The 15,939-nt window shown below is 36.8% G+C and carries 17 protein-coding genes; 11 read left to right on the forward strand and 6 right to left on the reverse strand.

Annotated elements, in window-relative coordinates; all coding sequences use genetic code 11:
- Positions 1-18: 18 nt before the first annotated feature.
- Complete coding sequence (locus tag BXY75_RS13355; protein WP_121908264.1) at positions 19-450, forward strand: hypothetical protein; 432 nt, start codon at positions 19-21, stop codon at positions 448-450.
- Between the two features lie 51 nt (positions 451-501).
- On the opposite strand, the gene BXY75_RS13360 is transcribed toward BXY75_RS13355, so the two are convergent.
- Positions 502-1,278 carry a DUF1853 family protein gene (locus BXY75_RS13360; RefSeq protein WP_262697293.1) on the reverse strand — a complete coding sequence of 259 codons (777 nt, stop codon included), beginning with the start codon at positions 1,276-1,278 and terminating at the stop codon, positions 502-504.
- A gap of 42 nt (positions 1,279-1,320) precedes the next feature.
- Positions 1,321-1,776 carry a DUF1801 domain-containing protein gene (locus BXY75_RS13365; protein WP_121908266.1) on the reverse strand — a complete coding sequence of 152 codons (456 nt, stop codon included), beginning with the start codon at positions 1,774-1,776 and terminating at the stop codon, positions 1,321-1,323.
- Positions 1,777-1,898: 122 nt separating this feature from the next.
- On the opposite strand from BXY75_RS13365, the gene BXY75_RS13370 reads away from it, so the two are divergent.
- The 3 genes from BXY75_RS13370 to BXY75_RS13380 all read left to right on the forward strand — a co-directional run bounded on the left by BXY75_RS13370 (position 1,899) and on the right by BXY75_RS13380 (position 4,121).
- On the forward strand, positions 1,899-3,290 hold the full coding sequence (locus BXY75_RS13370; protein WP_121908267.1) for an MATE family efflux transporter: 1,392 nt from the start codon (positions 1,899-1,901) through the stop codon (positions 3,288-3,290).
- A 35-nt stretch (positions 3,291-3,325) separates the two neighbouring features.
- On the forward strand, positions 3,326-3,556 hold the full coding sequence (locus BXY75_RS13375; RefSeq protein ID WP_121908268.1) for a hypothetical protein: 231 nt from the start codon (positions 3,326-3,328) through the stop codon (positions 3,554-3,556).
- An 82-nt stretch (positions 3,557-3,638) separates the two neighbouring features.
- Positions 3,639-4,121, forward strand: coding sequence for a phosphatase PAP2 family protein (locus BXY75_RS13380; protein ID WP_317125253.1), 483 nt, complete (start codon positions 3,639-3,641; stop codon positions 4,119-4,121).
- A gap of 8 nt (positions 4,122-4,129) precedes the next feature.
- Here the strand turns inward: BXY75_RS13380 and BXY75_RS13385 are convergent, their stop codons facing one another.
- The 3 genes from BXY75_RS13385 to BXY75_RS13395 are packed head-to-tail and all read right to left on the reverse strand — an operon-like array spanning position 4,130 to position 7,084.
- A complete protein-coding gene (locus tag BXY75_RS13385; RefSeq protein WP_121908270.1) occupies positions 4,130-5,758 on the reverse strand; it encodes a glycosyltransferase family 39 protein in 1,629 nt (542 codons plus the stop codon).
- Positions 5,745-6,377: a lipid-A-disaccharide synthase N-terminal domain-containing protein gene (locus BXY75_RS13390; protein ID WP_121908271.1), complete on the reverse strand. Its 633-nt coding sequence runs from the start codon at positions 6,375-6,377 to the stop codon at positions 5,745-5,747. Before BXY75_RS13390 ends, BXY75_RS13385 begins: the two co-directional genes overlap by 14 nt.
- Positions 6,374-7,084 (reverse strand): glycosyltransferase family 2 protein, encoded by a 711-nt coding sequence (locus tag BXY75_RS13395; RefSeq protein WP_121908272.1) that lies wholly within the window; start codon positions 7,082-7,084, stop codon positions 6,374-6,376. Before BXY75_RS13395 ends, BXY75_RS13390 begins: the two co-directional genes overlap by 4 nt.
- A gap of 168 nt (positions 7,085-7,252) precedes the next feature.
- Between BXY75_RS13395 and BXY75_RS13400 the strand changes: the two genes are divergently transcribed.
- The 6 genes from BXY75_RS13400 (at position 7,253) to BXY75_RS13425 (ending at position 13,390) form a co-directional block, all read left to right on the forward strand.
- Positions 7,253-8,191, forward strand: a complete 939-nt coding sequence (locus tag BXY75_RS13400) for an NAD-dependent epimerase/dehydratase family protein (RefSeq protein ID WP_121908273.1) — start codon at positions 7,253-7,255, stop codon at positions 8,189-8,191.
- Between the two features lie 358 nt (positions 8,192-8,549).
- A complete protein-coding gene (locus BXY75_RS13405; RefSeq protein WP_317125254.1) occupies positions 8,550-10,403 on the forward strand; it encodes an LTA synthase family protein in 1,854 nt (617 codons plus the stop codon).
- Complete coding sequence (locus BXY75_RS13410) at positions 10,393-11,280, forward strand: diacylglycerol/lipid kinase family protein (protein WP_121908275.1); 888 nt, start codon at positions 10,393-10,395, stop codon at positions 11,278-11,280. The genes BXY75_RS13405 and BXY75_RS13410 overlap by 11 nt, the downstream gene beginning before the upstream one ends.
- Before the next feature lie 21 nt (positions 11,281-11,301).
- Positions 11,302-11,868 (forward strand): phosphatase PAP2 family protein, encoded by a 567-nt coding sequence (locus tag BXY75_RS13415; RefSeq protein ID WP_121908276.1) that lies wholly within the window; start codon positions 11,302-11,304, stop codon positions 11,866-11,868.
- Between the two features lie 29 nt (positions 11,869-11,897).
- Complete coding sequence (locus BXY75_RS13420) at positions 11,898-12,875, forward strand: phosphatase PAP2 family protein (protein ID WP_121908277.1); 978 nt, start codon at positions 11,898-11,900, stop codon at positions 12,873-12,875.
- 95 nt (positions 12,876-12,970) lie between these two features.
- Positions 12,971-13,390: an SRPBCC family protein gene (locus BXY75_RS13425; RefSeq protein ID WP_121908278.1), complete on the forward strand. Its 420-nt coding sequence runs from the start codon at positions 12,971-12,973 to the stop codon at positions 13,388-13,390.
- A 15-nt stretch (positions 13,391-13,405) separates the two neighbouring features.
- Here BXY75_RS13425 and BXY75_RS13430 read toward each other — a convergent pair whose 3' ends face one another.
- Positions 13,406-15,136: an APC family permease gene (locus tag BXY75_RS13430; RefSeq protein ID WP_121908436.1), complete on the reverse strand. Its 1,731-nt coding sequence runs from the start codon at positions 15,134-15,136 to the stop codon at positions 13,406-13,408.
- Between the two features lie 104 nt (positions 15,137-15,240).
- Between BXY75_RS13430 and BXY75_RS13435 the strand changes: the two genes are divergently transcribed.
- Entirely contained in the window at positions 15,241-15,939 is a 699-nt protein-coding gene (locus tag BXY75_RS13435; RefSeq protein WP_121908279.1) for a DUF1003 domain-containing protein, read from the forward strand.

Genomic DNA, 15,939 nt, shown 5'->3' on the forward strand with positions numbered 1-15,939 from the left:
TCTAAAAACGTAAAAAAGATGAAAAAAATAAATATAGTATTTGCTATTATAATGATAGCCTTAGTTAGTGTTTCCTGTGAAACATATGATGATGCACCATCTGAATTTGAACCGATTCTTGGTTTTACTACAGCAACTGGAGCAATGACTTTTAATCCGGGACAGACTGAGAAAACTACTTCTGCTACTTTGTATATTACTGATGCTTCATCGGTAGATAGAACTTTTACAATTTCAGTAGTTGAATCTGGTACTAATGTACCTGCTGAAAACTATTCGTTTGATTCAGAAATTGTTATTTTAGCTGGAGAAAATGAAGCGACTTTCACTATTACTGGGTTTAACCTAAGTTTACAAGTGGATGAACTTTTTCTTGTTGTAGCGCCAGAGCCTACATCAGGACTTATTTCAGGTCAATTCTTCACACTAGCAATGAAGAAAAGAGTATAAGTTTATACTGTTTAAAACTAAAAAGACCGTTCGAAAGAACGGTCTTTTTTTTTACCACCAGATTACAAAAATAGGCTGTATGTTAGTATTGCGTTTTTTGTAGATAAGAATCGACTTTTTGTTTCCTATCGATTCTTTTATTTTCTTTTCTACTTCGGAAAAATGCTGCCATTCAGATAAATTTACTGGAGGTAATAACCATTCTTTTTTATTGGTTATTCTGTAAAGTGCATCTTTATCTTCAGAAGAAAAATCGGAAGAATGTATCCAATATCCATAAATGCACGATTGATAGTTCTTCGGAAATACTTCTTTAGACAGCTCCTTCGGAATAAATAAAAATGCCTTTAAACAAAGTTGTTGTTGCACTGAATTGATATCAATTTGTAAAGGCAAAAGTTGCTCGCGAGTTTCTTTTCTATAAAGTAATGGAAACTGTTGTTTTTTAAGCTTTCCCAATTTATCTATTAAACGGTCTTTTCTATTGGGGCCAATCCAAGGTGCTTCCGGAGAATCGCCTAAGCTGGCATCGAATAAATAGAACTTGCATGCCAATTCAATGTGAAGCGTGCTGCTCGTTTTACGATCTAAAACAAGGTAATCTAGCTCACCTAGCGTTCTATCTCTGCCTTGAATCTGAATATTAGACAACAATATAATATAACGAGACGAAAGCTTCAGAAGTGTCTCAAACAAAAATTCCGCTTGTTTGCCAATTATCAGCTCATTTGGAAATTCTATTTCTGATAGCGATACGCTGGCTTCAGAAGTAAAAAAGCTAGTAAAGGAAAACGAGTCCGAGTTTATGATTAACTCAGGTGTTTTCAAAAATTTCGCTAATATGCCTTTCGATTCGATGGTAAGATATAATTATTTTTTTATCGCACTTTCATAACGCTCAATCCATTGATCTGTAGTCATCTTAGAAGCTAATTCTCCCAAAAGATCGTAGGGTATTTTTTTCATGTTTTTAAACCTAATACAACTTTTACCCATGTCTAGTTTTCCCGATACGTGTTTTGGATACTCGGTTGTAAACCATTCCATAAGCTTCGGATCGCTGTAAATGCCCATATGATAGAAACCTACATGATTTTTCTGTGAAGCAAGATTAATAAACGGCAAAGGAGTTCTGGGATCGCAATGATAGCCATCCGGATACTTAGAATGAGGAACCACATAACCCAACATCCCGTAACTCATAGTTTCTTCAAATCCTTTAGGAAGATTTTCAAGAATTTTACTGCGGATTTTGGAGATAACCTCTTTTCGTTCTTCCGGGAGTTCTTTCAAATAGGCTTCAGGTGTTGTAGCTTTCGATTGCATAAGATTGCTTTAAATGTTAAATATAAGAAAGTTTATGCACTTTCAAGGCTTGGTTTTTTTACCTTCGCACCTCAAAATTTATCAAATTGTTCTCCGCATATACTAAAGAATTTAAGACTAATATGTCCTTAGCAACTCCAGTAATTCTGGGGATGTTAGGACACACTGTAGTGGCTTTGGTCGATAATATCATGGTTGGACAAATGGGAACAGCAGAGTTGGCAGCGGTATCCCTCGGAAATAGTTTTATGTTCATCGCTATGTCTCTCGGAATTGGGTTTTCAACCGCAATAACCCCTTTAGTCGCTGAAGCCGATAGTGAAGGAAATTTTGAGGCTGGTAAGTCATCTTTTAAACACGGACTATTTTTATGTACCGTCCTTGGAATCGCCCTCTTTTTAATGGTAATGTTCGCAAAACCATTGATGTATGCTATGAAACAACCAGCAGAGGTTGTTGATTTGGCAATGCCATATTTGACTTTGGTCGCAATTTCTTTAATACCATTAATAATCTTTCAGGCATTTAAGCAGTTCAGTGATGGCTTGTCAATGACCCGCTACCCAATGTATGCGACTATCTTGGCCAATCTAGTTAATGTGCTTCTCAATTATATGTTTATCTTCGGAAAGTTCGGAGCTCCCGAACTTGGCGTTGTTGGAGCGGCTATCGGAACATTGGCATCCAGAGTTATAATGGTAGCTCATCTATGGTATTTACTCGCCAAGCATCCCAAATCGAAGCCTTTCGTGCTTCATATTAAGCTCTTTACTCTAAGTAAGAAAATGCTTATGAAAATAATTAACCTCGGATTCCCATCGGCAATGCAAATGTTTTTTGAAGTAGCTGTATTTACAGCCGCTATTTGGCTTTCTGGGATTTTAGGAAAAAATCCACAGGCGGCCAATCAAATTGCCTTAAACCTGTCTTCAATGACCTTTATGGTGGCGATGGGCTTCAGTGTAGTTGCCATGATACGGGTTGGGAATCAAAAAGGGCTTCAAAATTTTAAAGAATTAAGAAGAATTGCGTTTTCAATTTTTGTGCTGACCATACTATTGGCAGTTGTTTTTGCAGCTCTATTTATGGTCTTTAATACCATGTTGCCCGAATTATATCTGGATCTTGATGATATTAGTAATCTAATCGATAATAATGAAGTAGTGAGTATTGCATCCACACTTTTGTTTATAGCAGCAATTTTCCAAATAAGTGACGCCATACAAGTTGTTGCCCTTGGAGCTTTGAGAGGTATGCAAGATGTGAAAATACCTATGGTGCTAACCTTTATTGCCTATTGGCTTATTGGTTTCCCCGTTTCATACTATCTTAGCATGCATACTGATTACGAGAGTAGCGGAATTTGGCTAGGATTATTAGCGGGACTTACTGCTTCCGCTATCATGCTTTTCATCAGATTTAATTATCTTTCGAAGAAATTGATCATCACTTCCGAAGAAAATAAACTTACAGAAGTGGAACCCAACGAAGAGATGATTGATCAATCCGCTTAATGAAACTGATCTAACGAATTTATAAAACATATATCATGGAGTTTCCAAAATTTATACTGGGTGATAATAGTGATTATCCGACAGCCATTTTTGTTGTTCACACACAATTTCCTCGATTTATTATAAATCTTGAAGACGACGAGGTAGAATGGTTAGAAGATTTTGATGCTCATGATCAAAAGGAGCTCGAAACCGAAACCGAAAATTTCATCAAACTAGCAACCGAGTTTTACGATCGTGAAATAGAGCAGTACGAAAATGATTGAGGAATTACTCAAATATGATACTCAACTCTTCCTGTTTCTTAATAATTTAGGCAGCGAAACCTGGGATGGATTTTGGCTGATTGTGACCGAAAAATGGTCGTCAATCCCTCTTTACGCAATCTTATTATATCTTGTATATCGTGAACTTGGAGTAAAAGGTACGCTTGTCGTAATGCTCGCTGCAGCTGTGTTGGTTACAGCAACCGATCAGTTGGCGAACCTTTTTAAATACAATATTATGCGACCACGACCGTGTAAAGTGGAAAGCTTGCAGGCCAGTATGCGTTTTATAGCCGATGGTTGTGGAAGGTTTGGCTATTTCTCTGCGCACGCCGCCAGTTCTATGGCCGTAGCTGTATTTCTAGGGCTGCTTTTGCGTAAGAAATATTATTACCTTCAGTTTCTACTTATTTTATGGGCGGTCATGCTAGGGTATAGCCGTATCTATCTTGGTGTTCATTATCCGCTGGATGTTATTACCGGTATGTTCTTCGGAAGCATTATTGGATGGGGAATATTTAGATTACAACAGTGGGCTCACAGGAAGTACATTGTGAAGCCTTGACTGCAGTACTATTTCTGAAGCAAATACAAATCCCGATACAGCCTGGTTTTATGTGACCTATGTTCCTTCCCCTGAGGATTCATGTCGTATCTGGTAATTTTTTCGATCGTATAAGCACTAAAAACTTCTTTAAATTTTTCAGTTTCTTCCTCTCCAACCAACAATCCGAACCGCTTTTCGGAAGGAATATTTATCTTTCCATCTACAGCTAATACCTCGATTTCATCGCCATAATCCCAAATTAATTCCGGTGTGAAATAGGTAAACTCGTACACCTTCAGATTTTCCGAAGCCTGCCAGTCATTTAGAAGTGAAAGCGGTTTGTATTCATCATTGATGGTAATCGCACTTACAAGCGGTAACCCAATGGTCGTAACTGATGCGATGAAAGCAATAGTTAAATAAAATACGGGTAGAATTTTTCTTCGGAAGAGATTCCGAAGCATAAAAAATCCTATACAAAATAATACGATTGCAAGTATAGCAAACCTTATCCAGCTTCCTTCCAGCCCATCCTTCAGAAAAATATAACCGGCAATTGGAAAAATGAGCCCTATAATTGCAATCAATCCAAAATTGAAATAGACAGGGATAGTTTCTCGCTTATCCTTTAAATCTGCAAACTTCCGAATCAAATATTCTATGTAAAACCCAATATTCAAAGCCATTGGGATAAGCACCGGTAGTAAATAGCGTGATTTTTTTTCAGGAATTAGGGAAAGCAAAATTACCGATCCCATGGTCCATAAAAAGGTAAATAGATATGCTTTTTTGTTAAAAACCCTGCTTTTTAAATAAGGATACAAAAGACTAATAAATGCAGGAATAGTCCAGATACCACTTTGAATAAAGAAGCTCCAATAATAGTAAAACGGCCGCACATTATAACCTGTCCAATTCGAAGTTTCCCGTTCTGTAATCTGTGCTACGGTAATTGGGTCGTAGGTATAAGTATACCAATGCCACCATCCGGAAAGTACCAGCGCCACTGCCAAAAATACGACAAGCGGTATCACTCTCGATTTAAATTTTTTGTATTTGTAAACCACTCCGTAGGCAATTAAAAAGGGTAGGAGTAAAGCGTAAAAAGACACCGGACCTTTACTCAAAAAGGAGCATCCAAAAAATACAGCTGCTAATAATGCATGAAGATATTTACGTTTCTCCTGACTAAACAATAGGTATAATTGGAAAATACATACCATCATAAAACCATGCGTATAGATATCCCATTGTCCGTCACGTCCCGAGGCCACTATATAAAAGGAAGTTGCCAATACCAATGAACTTATAAATGCGTAACTCTTATTTTGAGTGATTTTTTCTGAAAGCTTATAACTAACAAGTACTAGAATGAGGGTTATTAACGCAGCCGGTAATCGCATGGCAGCTACGCTTTTAATTCCGAAGATAGCTGCCGAAAAAGCCGTAAGCCAAGTGGGCATAGGTGGTTTTTGATATCTGGCTTCCCCGTTTAAAGTTGTGAGCAACCAATGACCATCCTGAAGCATCTCCCTAGCCGTTGTGAAATTTCGAGCTTCCATAATATTTACAGGTAGAGCGTCCAGATTCACAAAGAAAATAGCAACACATGTGAGAAGTAATAGCAGTAAATGGTTTTTATTAATCGCCTGCATTAAATTGTTTTTTCCAGATAAATATATTCCGAATATAGATAATTAATCCGGCAATATGACCCACAAACAAAACGGGGTCCTCTCTAAATATAGCGTAGGTAAGGATCAATGAGGCCCCGATTACGCTCATTCGCCAGAATCCTACCGGTAACTGCGAAACTTTGGTCTTTTCAGAATACATCCACTGATAAATAAATCGAAGGGTAAAGATAATTTGAGAAACAATCCCTAGGAGTAGCAACCATAAAGGAATATCGTCATTGTGGAATAGTTCCTGCAAATCGTAGGCTCCGTTATTATATGCGTAGATCACAACAATAGCCGGAAAGAATAATAAAAACCACTGCAATACCTTCGGGGATTTCTGCCATTCGCCTTGTAATTGGAGGTTCCGAATATAAATGTAATAGGTAAGTGCTTGCCCTAACATGATCGCAAAATCATCGCGAAGATGCCCATAGACAAATAGTAGAAATGATGCGAGTAAACTCAGCTTCCAGAATAAAGATGGAGTGACAATTTTCTTGCTTTTTTCAGAAAGAATCCATTGCAGTAGCAGTCTTCCGGAAAAGAGAATTTGAGCTAAAAAGCCAATTCCATAAATCAGCCAGTTGCTCATCCTTTATTCTTAATCTCGTAATTAATGTACTTTTTCTTCATCCATAAATAGGCGAAACAATCCATTAATGGTCCAATTAATCGATTCCAGACACCAAAATTCGCCGTGCCCGCCATTCTAGGAAAATGTTGCACAGGTACCTGAATTATCTTCCCATTCTGAAGCAAGATCATCGCTGGTAAAAAACGATGCAAGCCTTTAAACATTGGGATTCGCTTGGCATAGTCTGATTTGATCACTTTTAATGGACAGCCGGTATCATCCATACCATCATGCGTAAATGCACGGCGTATCCCGTTAGCAATGGTAGATGACATGTTTTTTACAAAAGAATCTTTTCGATTTGCCCGAACCCCCGTCACCAGGTCGTATTCGCCAATTTTGGCTAGTAACAGATTGAAATCTTCGGGGGCCGTTTGTAGGTCAGAATCTATGTAGCCAACTAATTCGCTTTCAACTGAATCAAAACCAGCCTTTATCGCAGCACTTAATCCCCGATTTTCTGTAAAATTTATAAAATTAAAGTTTTCGTTTCGCTTACAAATAGCTTCGATTAACTCCTGACTATTATCCTTGGAACCATCATTTACAAAGAGAATAGAAGTTTTCTTCGTCGCAATTTTACTATAGTCCAGTAGTTCTTTTTCTACACGTTCCAGATTTTCCTCCTCATTGTAAACAGGAACTATTATTGTAAACTCGTACATACGGCGAATGTGAAATATTTCTGCAAAAGTAATTTTTTTTAGTTTAAGAGGAGAACGGTTTAAATGTTTATCTCTATGATAAATGGATTTGTTAACTTTTTACGGAATCGGTTTTCTAAAGTTCGATTTTGTTTACTTTTGAATAGTATAATGAATACAAAAAATTAAATGAAAGTATTAGTTACCGGTGCCGCTGGTTTTATTGGTTCCCATGCTTCGGAAAGATTAGCCGATTTGGGCCATGAGGTAGTTGCAATTGATAATTTTTCGAATTATTACGATATTTCTCTGAAGCGTCTAAATGCGGATGCATTAGCAGAAAAAGGAATATTGGTTCGCGATATTGACTTAAGATTCGATGATTTAAGCGAAGAGATTACAGAAGATTTGTCACATATCTTTCATTTTGCAGCCCAACCCGGCATTTCTGCTGCTAGTAGTTTTAAAGATTATAAGAGTAATAATGTAGAAGCTACTCAACGTCTGTTGGATGCAGTAGAGGTTCTTGATAAAAAACCATTTTTTGTAAATATTGCGACTTCTTCTATCTACGGACTTGTTGCTACCTTAACAGAAGATCAGGCTCCATTACCCGCATCCTGGTATGGAGTGACCAAATTGGCCGCAGAGCAATTGGTACTCGCTTATTCACGAAGAAACTTATTACAATCTTGTTCTTTGCGATTGTATTCGGTGTATGGACCTCGGGAACGCCCGGATAAATTATATACCCGCTTGATCGATTGTGGTCTAAACAATAAGCCTTTCCCATTGTATGAAGGTAGCTCAGAACATCTGCGCAGCTTTACCTATGTACAGGATATTATCGATGGAGTGGTAAGTGTAATTGGAAAGGAATCCGTTTGCAATGGCGAAATTTTCAATTTGGGTACCGAAGAAGAAAACACTACTGCCCACGGAATTGCAACTGTTGAAGAAATCCTTCAGAAAAAGATAGCTATAGATCACAAACCTGCAAGACCGGGAGATCAGTCACGTACCAAAGCCAATATCGATAAAGCTCGAAAACTGTTGGGATACAATCCCCAAACCAGATTGAAGGATGGCTTGGAAGCTCAGGTTACTTGGTTTAAAAACACTTTTTAAATACTTTCTTTGATTGGTTTCACGTTTATAGATTAAACAGCACTATTTATTTTTATTAGTTCGGATCGTCGCTTCATATTAGGATATATTTCTATTTTGAAATATAGAGAATTGCTCGAAAATGATGATGTTAGAAATGAAGTGGAAGATAATGATGGAGACGATTGGTAAAATTAATTATATTAGCAGCTTGGCATAAGCCAAAACAACTCTAACCAGATTTATGGTGTTTTCTAAACTTTTTCCTGACAGGTTCAGGCTACTGTGGTATTTCGTTGCTACGTTTTTAACCTTGTCATTTATTGTTAGATTGATACTTTTAATCTGGAGTTTTTCAAACACTGAAAGTTCTTTTTTTGTGCTTGGAAATACCTTCGTAATTGGTTTTTTGTTCGATTTGGGGACAGTTTCCTTCTTTGCTTTGCCTTATGCCTTATATCTACTTATTTTTCCTCAGAAATGGTACGGTTCATTTGTCGATAAAGTGATTACCTATTTTGCATATTCCCTTGGCTTGATCATCTTTCTTTTTTCGTTTTTTGCTGAGTTTACCTTCTGGGAGGAATTTCAGCGGAGATTTAACTTTATAGCCGTTGACTATCTAATTTACACCTATGAAGTAGTTAATAACATACATGAGTCTTATCCAATTCCCTTATTAGTTGGTGCAATACTGCTTTTATTGGCTGGATTACTATTCTTAACAATTAAAAAAGAGGTGTTTAAAGCTACATTTAATGGTAATTCTACTTTCAAACAAAAGATACTACCTGTTTTAATTTTCGGTATTATAACTGTCATTTTTGCATTATTCGTTGAAAACAAAGATGCCGAATTCAGTGAGAATCGATACAATAATGAGTTGGCAAAATCGGGTATTTATTCCTTTTTTGCAGCCTTCAGAAATAACGAACTTTCCTATACCGAATTTTATAATTCCATTGATGCTTCAGAAGCGTTCGATCAAGTAAATTCCAAATTCACTTCCGAAGGAGATCTTTTAAAGAATACATCAGATCATTCTATTTTCAGAACAGTAAACACTGGCGATACTCTCCAGAAGAAAACACCTAATGTGATATTTATCTGTATTGAAAGCTTGAGTGCAGATTTTCTTGGGTCGTTTGGAAATGAACACAAGCTCACTCCGAATCTCGATTCACTTTCGAACGAAAGCTTATTCTTTACAAATCTTTTTGCAACTGGTACCAGAACGGTGAGAGGCATGGAAGCAATTACACTTTCTATCCCGCCAACGCCCGGCAGAAGTATTGTGAAAAGGGAGAATAATGGGTCATTATTCACGATTGGCGAAATCTTTAAACAGATGGGCTATCAAAGAAATTTCTTTTATGGCGGGGACGGTTATTTTGACAATATGAATACTTTTTTCGGCGGAAATGGTTTCGATATAGTAGATAGAGGTCGAGGATTTTTGTTAGATGCTAATGTAAAAACACAAAGGACGAATATTGAAGATGAGGAGGTTACTTTTGAAAATGCATGGGGCGTGGCAGATGTAGATATCTACAATAAAGTAATAAAGGAAGCCGATAAAGCACATGCAAATGGGCAACCATTTTTCGATTTCGTGATGACTACTTCCAATCACAGACCTTATACTTATCCTGAAGGAACGGTCGAAATTCCTTCCGGGAGTAATAGACATGGGGCGGTACAATACACAGATTTTGCCATTGGAGAGTTTTTAGATAAAGCAAGACTGAAACCATGGTTCGAGAACACAGTTTTTGTGATCATGGCAGACCATTGTGCTTCCAGTGCCGGAAAACAAGAATTGGATATCAAAAATTATCACATACCAGCGCTTATTTATAATTCAGGACTTCCTTCCGAGAAGATATCAAAAATGTCATCTCAAATTGATATGTTTCCCACCTTATTTTCATTGTTGCATTGGAAATATGACTCTAATCTATTTGGTAGAGACATCTTATCTATGCAGCCTTCCGAAGAAAGAGCTTTTATAGGTAATTATAGAAAACTTGGGTTATTAAAAGGTGATCAATTAATGGTTCTTGGCGATCAGAAAAAATCTAACTTTTATCGTTGGGACAAGGCAACAAACGAACTTATTACACAGGAAGCCGATTCAAATTATTTGCAAGAAACCATTTCGTATTATCAGGTGGCAGATTATCTTTTTTCGAACGGCGGATTAAAACTTAAAACCCTGGGACTTGATAACTAGAATACATTTTATAGTCAATCCTGTAGCCGGATCCGGGAGGAATAAGCTATCGCCCGAACTAATGAATAAGGTGTTTGGAAATGACATATATGATATAAAAATTAAGGAATCAGAGTTTGCCGGTCATGCCATAGAACTAGCAAAGGAATCTATAAAAGAAAAAGCAGAAGTGATTGTCGCTTGCGGTGGTGATGGCACCATTAATGAAGTTGCAGGATGTTTGGTGGGTACCAATGTGATTCTCGGGATAGTACCAATGGGGTCGGGGAATGGCTTAGCTTCTAACTTAAAAATTCCAAGGGATACGGTAAAGGCATTGAGAATTATTAAAAATTTCAAAGTAATTAAGATCGATACCGGAAGTATTAACAATGAGTACTTCTTTAGTAATACAGGAATTGGATTTGATGCCCACGTAATTTCAGATTTTGAGGATAATAAGAAGAGAAAATTATGGGGATATATTAAAGCAGTGATAAAGGCTTTGAAAACTTATAATTATTCAAATTGTGTTGAAATCAGTTATTTGAATGAACAAAAAAAGGTGTACCCCTTTCTACTATTTGTTTCCAATTCAAATGAAATGGGCTATAAAATGAGCCTAACTCCAAAAGCATCGTTGCAAGATGGTGTTCTTGATGTTATCATTGTTCCCAAGCTTTCATCAATTAAAATGGTGTTTTTTACCATCTTGTTTTTTATAAAAAAGCACTATTGGTTAAAAGAAGTCGAGTTTATAAAAACGAACTCGCTAATAGTTAGAAAAAGTAATGACCACATTTTTAAAGCTCAAAAAGATGGAGAACGCCTTAAAATTGAAAAGGATACAATAAAGATAGAACTATTACCAAAGGCGCTAAATGTTTGTGTTACTTAAGTGTTTAATTAAACTAATTTTATGAAACGACTACTTTTAATCGTGGTGTTCATTTCCTGTACTCCAATTTTCGGTCAATCTCATCTTAGCGGTGAGGATAAAACAGAAAAAACGATTCAGGATATAGGTGACGTGCTTCAAATTGCGCTTCCTGCAGGAGCCGCTTTAAGTACTATAATTTTTAAAGATAAAGAGGGGCTTTGGCAATTAACCAAGTCGTATGCAACAACGCTGGCATTGACATATGGACTAAAATACGCGATTAATAAACCAAGACCTGAAGGCGCAACAGATGGCCACGCATTCCCTTCTGGTCACACTTCCTCTGCATTTTCGGGTGCTTCTTTTATTCAGCGTAGATATGGTTGGAAATATGGTGCTCCTGCCTATGCTTTGGCCGGTTTCGTGGCCTACAGCAGGTTAGAAGGCTATAATGATCGTCACGATATGTGGGATGTTTTAGGAGGTATTGTAGTTGGGGTTGGAAGTACTTATATTTTCACCACGCCACAACAAAGAGATCATTATGAACTCAGTTTTAAAGGAGGAGATGATACCTATTTACTTGGTTTAACGTATAAATTTTAACAGGACAAATTTTTACTATCTTTAAATACATGGATAAAAAACATATCATTTTATTGTTTGTTGGATTGTTTTTCTTCGGAATTGCCTTGTCACAAAAAAAGGATAATCTCAATTCAGAAATACAGTATTTTGATGTTGGAAACGGGGTGAGTTACGGTTATACCAAACCAAAATTCTTTGACATTCTTACCAACCAACCTCAAAATATGGTTGACTTTGGGAGTTTCTTAATTCAAAAAGAAAACATATTATGGACAGGGATGGCATTGGGAAGTACTGCAGCGCTAATTCCTGTAGATCAAAAATTATTGGACAATGCACAGGAAATTGGTGAACCTTGGGGGCTGGCCGATGATGTACGCTATATTCGTGTGTTGGGAGTGGAGCTAATTCCCCAAGATATTAATGGTGCCATTTATTATTTAGGATATGGTCTGGTCCCCATGTTTATAAGTGCAGGCTTATACACTTCCGGCAAAATAAATAATGATTACAGAGCTATAAATACAGCCAGCGTACTGATGGAAGTGCTCCTCACCTCAGGAGTTGTGGTTCAGGTAATGAAAAGGACTACAGGAAGGGAAAGCCCAAGCGCTGCTATTGAAAACGGTAATCCTGGGGGGCATTGGACACCTTTTCCCAGTTTTAAAGCCTATCAGGATCACACGCCAAGTTACGATGCGATGCCTTCCGGCCATGTTACCACCTTAATGGCTACTATTACAGTGTTGGCAACCAATTATCCCGAAAAAAAATGGATAAAGCCGGTTGGGTATTCTTTAATGGGTGTTTTAGGTTTTCAAATGATGAGCTCCAGAGTGCATTGGGTATCCGATTACCCCTTAGCGATATTAATAGGCTATGCCATTGGCAAAAATGCTTCGAACCGAAGAATCACCAAGAAAATTGATGATTCTGTTGGAGAAAGGAAAACCACTTTTGAAACTAATTATTCATTCTCCAAAATAGGCGATATAAATGTCGTGGGAGTTTCAATTACTTTTTAAATAGCAATTCTAATTTTGTCACTCTTTGTTAATTATTCTTCCTTATTTTAATATTGTTTAATTCTTTATTATTTTTAATAGCAAAAGTCTAAGTAATGGAAAAGGATGTAATTAAAGTTGACGTAGTCATTAATGCGCCAATAGAGAGGGTTTGGAGTATGTGGGTCGAAGAAAAACACATATTAAATTGGAATAGTGCTTCAGAGGATTGGCATACTACAAAGGCAAAAAATGATCTTAAAGAAGGCGGAAGCTTCAGTTCTCGAATGGAAGCTAAAGATGGCAGTATGGGTTTTGATTTTGAAGGTGTGTATAACCAGATAATTCCGAAGAAATTAATAACATATACGCTAGAAGACGGAAGGGAAGTTAGTGTTGAATTCATTTCCGAAGATGGCACGACAAAATTGATAGAGAAATTCGATGCCGAGTCAATGAACTCTATAGAAATGCAACGAGGGGGGTGGCAGGCTATTCTTGATAATTTTAAAAGGTATGTTGAAACAACAGTGTAGTTCTTAAAATCTAAATTATATAATTAATCGAACCTCGCCTAATTCTTGTATGCTATAGGGGAAATCCGGCCCCGGGGATCCTATAAACATAAAATTCGTAGGGATTTTCCATCGTTTCGAGAGTTCTTGAATCTTGTCGGGACTAAAAATACCTCGCTCTTCTATAAATTCAATAGCAATTTCGGGATATGCTCTGTCTAATACTCCTACATCTGTTTTAAGATTAGGTGCGACAGTTTCACCAGCATCCAAAATAGCAACAATTTTCACTTTTTTCGTAGTTTCATTTTCTTTAATATACAGCATCACTTTGTTTAATGTAGCTACATTATCGTGGTTTGTAAAAAAAACAAATTGTTGAGAGTTTATCTCGTTCATTAATCGTCTGGTTTTCTGACTGATGCTTCGGAAGAGTTTACCTTTTTCAGGAAATAGATAATTCAGAAACAACAAAAATGTCTTTAAAATATACATTCTATAGAGCATAAAATAAACCACAACCAGGGTTGGAATCAAATATTCAATGAAAATGGCCAAATAATGAGGGTTGAGAATGATATTGCCAATAATCGCAGCAATAACGGAAATAATTGCAATAATCAATCCGAACCAGGAAGAACGCTCCGGTCGTGGTAGTCGTTTACGTTTTATCTTTAGCATTAAATTTCCTATTCCAAATAGCACCATTACCGACAGGAAGGCAATGGTATAAACTCCGGCAAGCTTAGCCAGGTCTCCTTTTGTAACAATGAGAATCGAGGTGCAAAGCACAAAGAACAGTAGAAAAATAAAATACGAACTTCCTTTTTTATTTTTCTTTTTAAGAAATTTGGGCAGAATTCGATCGAGTGTCATTCGTTCCATCAATCCACCAACACCCACAAAAGATGTAAGCACGGCACCACTAAGCACCATGGCTGCGTCAATACCAATTATAAAGGACAACCAGTCTCCACCAACGGTTGTTCCCATAAAAGAAAGCAGGGCATCTTGGTTTGGAATAATTTGATCCATAGGGATTATTGCCAAAGCTAAAAAAGCAATTAACGGATTGAAAATTGTAACAACAATCCACATATTTCGAAGTGTTTTTGGGAATACGCCTTTCTTTTGTTCTTCTACATAATTGGCGGAGCTTTCAAAGCCACTTATTCCTAGCATAGCGGCCGAAAATCCTAAAAAGAGGGCGGTAATTAAACCTACTTCCATTGGATTTTCAAAATTAGTAGCGAGTATTTCGAAGCCATTTTCAGAAAAATAGAAGATGCAAAAACCGCAAAGAAGACTAAGAGAAAATAGATGAAAAATAAAAATAACTATAGCCACTTTCGATGATTCTCCAATACCTATAACTGCCAGCGCCATAAAAACTAATAGAAGCAGGATCGTTGTATAGATAATCGGAATAAATCCCCAAATACTATGAAGATATTTTATTGCTTCACTTGCAGAAATCACTGCAGTTGCCATATACGATAGCACCGTAAGAGCTGCCGCAATTGAAGCAGTAGATTTTTTCGTGGTATTAAGTAGCGCATTGTACGCACCTCCATTTAAGGGTAATGCACCAACAACCTCTCCATATATTTTTCTAAAGAGAAAAAGTACCAAAGCTACCATTAGTAAGGATAGCCAGGCATATTGCCCCGCATAGACAATTGCTAGTGCCGATACATACAAACAAGATGAACTAATATCATTCCCGCATATAGCAGTTGCTGCGAGCTGATTTAATTTTTTTGGCATAAGAGAATCCATTTGACTCTAAATAAAGGTAGCAATTAATGCGTCAAACCGATTTAAATTAATGCTAATGTTTGTAAATTTAAGTGGTTTTAATCCACAAAATTATGACAACATTCTTCAGTTCCATTTCCAAAAATGAATTTCCGGAAAGTGAAAAAATACAGGCCAAGATTGTTCGTAAATCAATTTTTGACCTTATTAAAAAGGAGCACCCTCATTTTAACCGGAATGGTATGATTTCTATCACAGAATTAAATCAGTATAGACAAAAATATGTAGCTAATTATCTTTTTAATGAAATTGGTGAGCTGAGCGATTTAGAAAAGGACGTCCTAAGTTCTATTGAAGGTCAGGAAACTCTTACAACGAAAATAAATATCAGCGAATTAAAAACGAATTTTACATACGGACAGCGTTTGGCAGACCGCATTGCATCCTTTGGTGGAAGCTGGAAATTCATTATTATTTTTGGAAGTTTTATCGTGGTATGGATTATTATTAATATGTTTTTTTTGCTTAGCAAGGCATTTGATCCTTATCCATTTATACTACTCAACCTTATTTTATCCTGCCTTGCGGCATTGCAGGCACCGGTAATTATGATGAGTCAGAATCGGCAGGAAGAAAAGGATCGTGCACGAGCTAGTGACGACTATATGATCAATTTAAAATCGGAATTAGAAATTAGGATACTTCATGAAAAGATCGATCATCTTATTATGCATCAACAGGAAGAATTGTTAACTATTCAGCAAGTTCAAGTAGAGATGATGGAAGACATTATGAAACAATTGAAGAAATAG

Source organism: Ulvibacter antarcticus, assembly GCF_003688405.1.
Classification (GTDB): domain Bacteria; phylum Bacteroidota; class Bacteroidia; order Flavobacteriales; family Flavobacteriaceae; genus Ulvibacter; species Ulvibacter antarcticus.

Bases quoted from the DNA above. Each gene is read 5' to 3' on its own strand.
- BXY75_RS13365 (WP_121908266.1), bottom strand. From the start codon at position 1,776: ATGCAATCGAAAGCTACAACACCTGAAGCCTATTTGAAAGAACTCCCG.
- BXY75_RS13385 (WP_121908270.1), bottom strand. From the start codon at position 5,758: ATGCAGGCGATTAATAAAAACCATTTACTGCTATTACTTCTCACATGT.
- BXY75_RS13415 (WP_121908276.1), top strand. From the start codon at position 11,302: ATGAAACGACTACTTTTAATCGTGGTGTTCATTTCCTGTACTCCAATT.
- BXY75_RS13395 (WP_121908272.1), bottom strand. From the start codon at position 7,084: ATGTACGAGTTTACAATAATAGTTCCTGTTTACAATGAGGAGGAAAAT.
- BXY75_RS13400 (WP_121908273.1), top strand. From the start codon at position 7,253: ATGAAAGTATTAGTTACCGGTGCCGCTGGTTTTATTGGTTCCCATGCT.
- BXY75_RS13375 (WP_121908268.1), top strand. From the start codon at position 3,326: ATGGAGTTTCCAAAATTTATACTGGGTGATAATAGTGATTATCCGACA.
- BXY75_RS13430 (WP_121908436.1), bottom strand. From the start codon at position 15,136: ATGCCAAAAAAATTAAATCAGCTCGCAGCAACTGCTATATGCGGGAAT.
- BXY75_RS13355 (WP_121908264.1), top strand. From the start codon at position 19: ATGAAAAAAATAAATATAGTATTTGCTATTATAATGATAGCCTTAGTT.
- BXY75_RS13390 (WP_121908271.1), bottom strand. From the start codon at position 6,377: ATGAGCAACTGGCTGATTTATGGAATTGGCTTTTTAGCTCAAATTCTC.
- BXY75_RS13425 (WP_121908278.1), top strand. From the start codon at position 12,971: ATGGAAAAGGATGTAATTAAAGTTGACGTAGTCATTAATGCGCCAATA.
- BXY75_RS13370 (WP_121908267.1), top strand. From the start codon at position 1,899: ATGTCCTTAGCAACTCCAGTAATTCTGGGGATGTTAGGACACACTGTA.
- BXY75_RS13420 (WP_121908277.1), top strand. From the start codon at position 11,898: ATGGATAAAAAACATATCATTTTATTGTTTGTTGGATTGTTTTTCTTC.
- BXY75_RS13435 (WP_121908279.1), top strand. From the start codon at position 15,241: ATGACAACATTCTTCAGTTCCATTTCCAAAAATGAATTTCCGGAAAGT.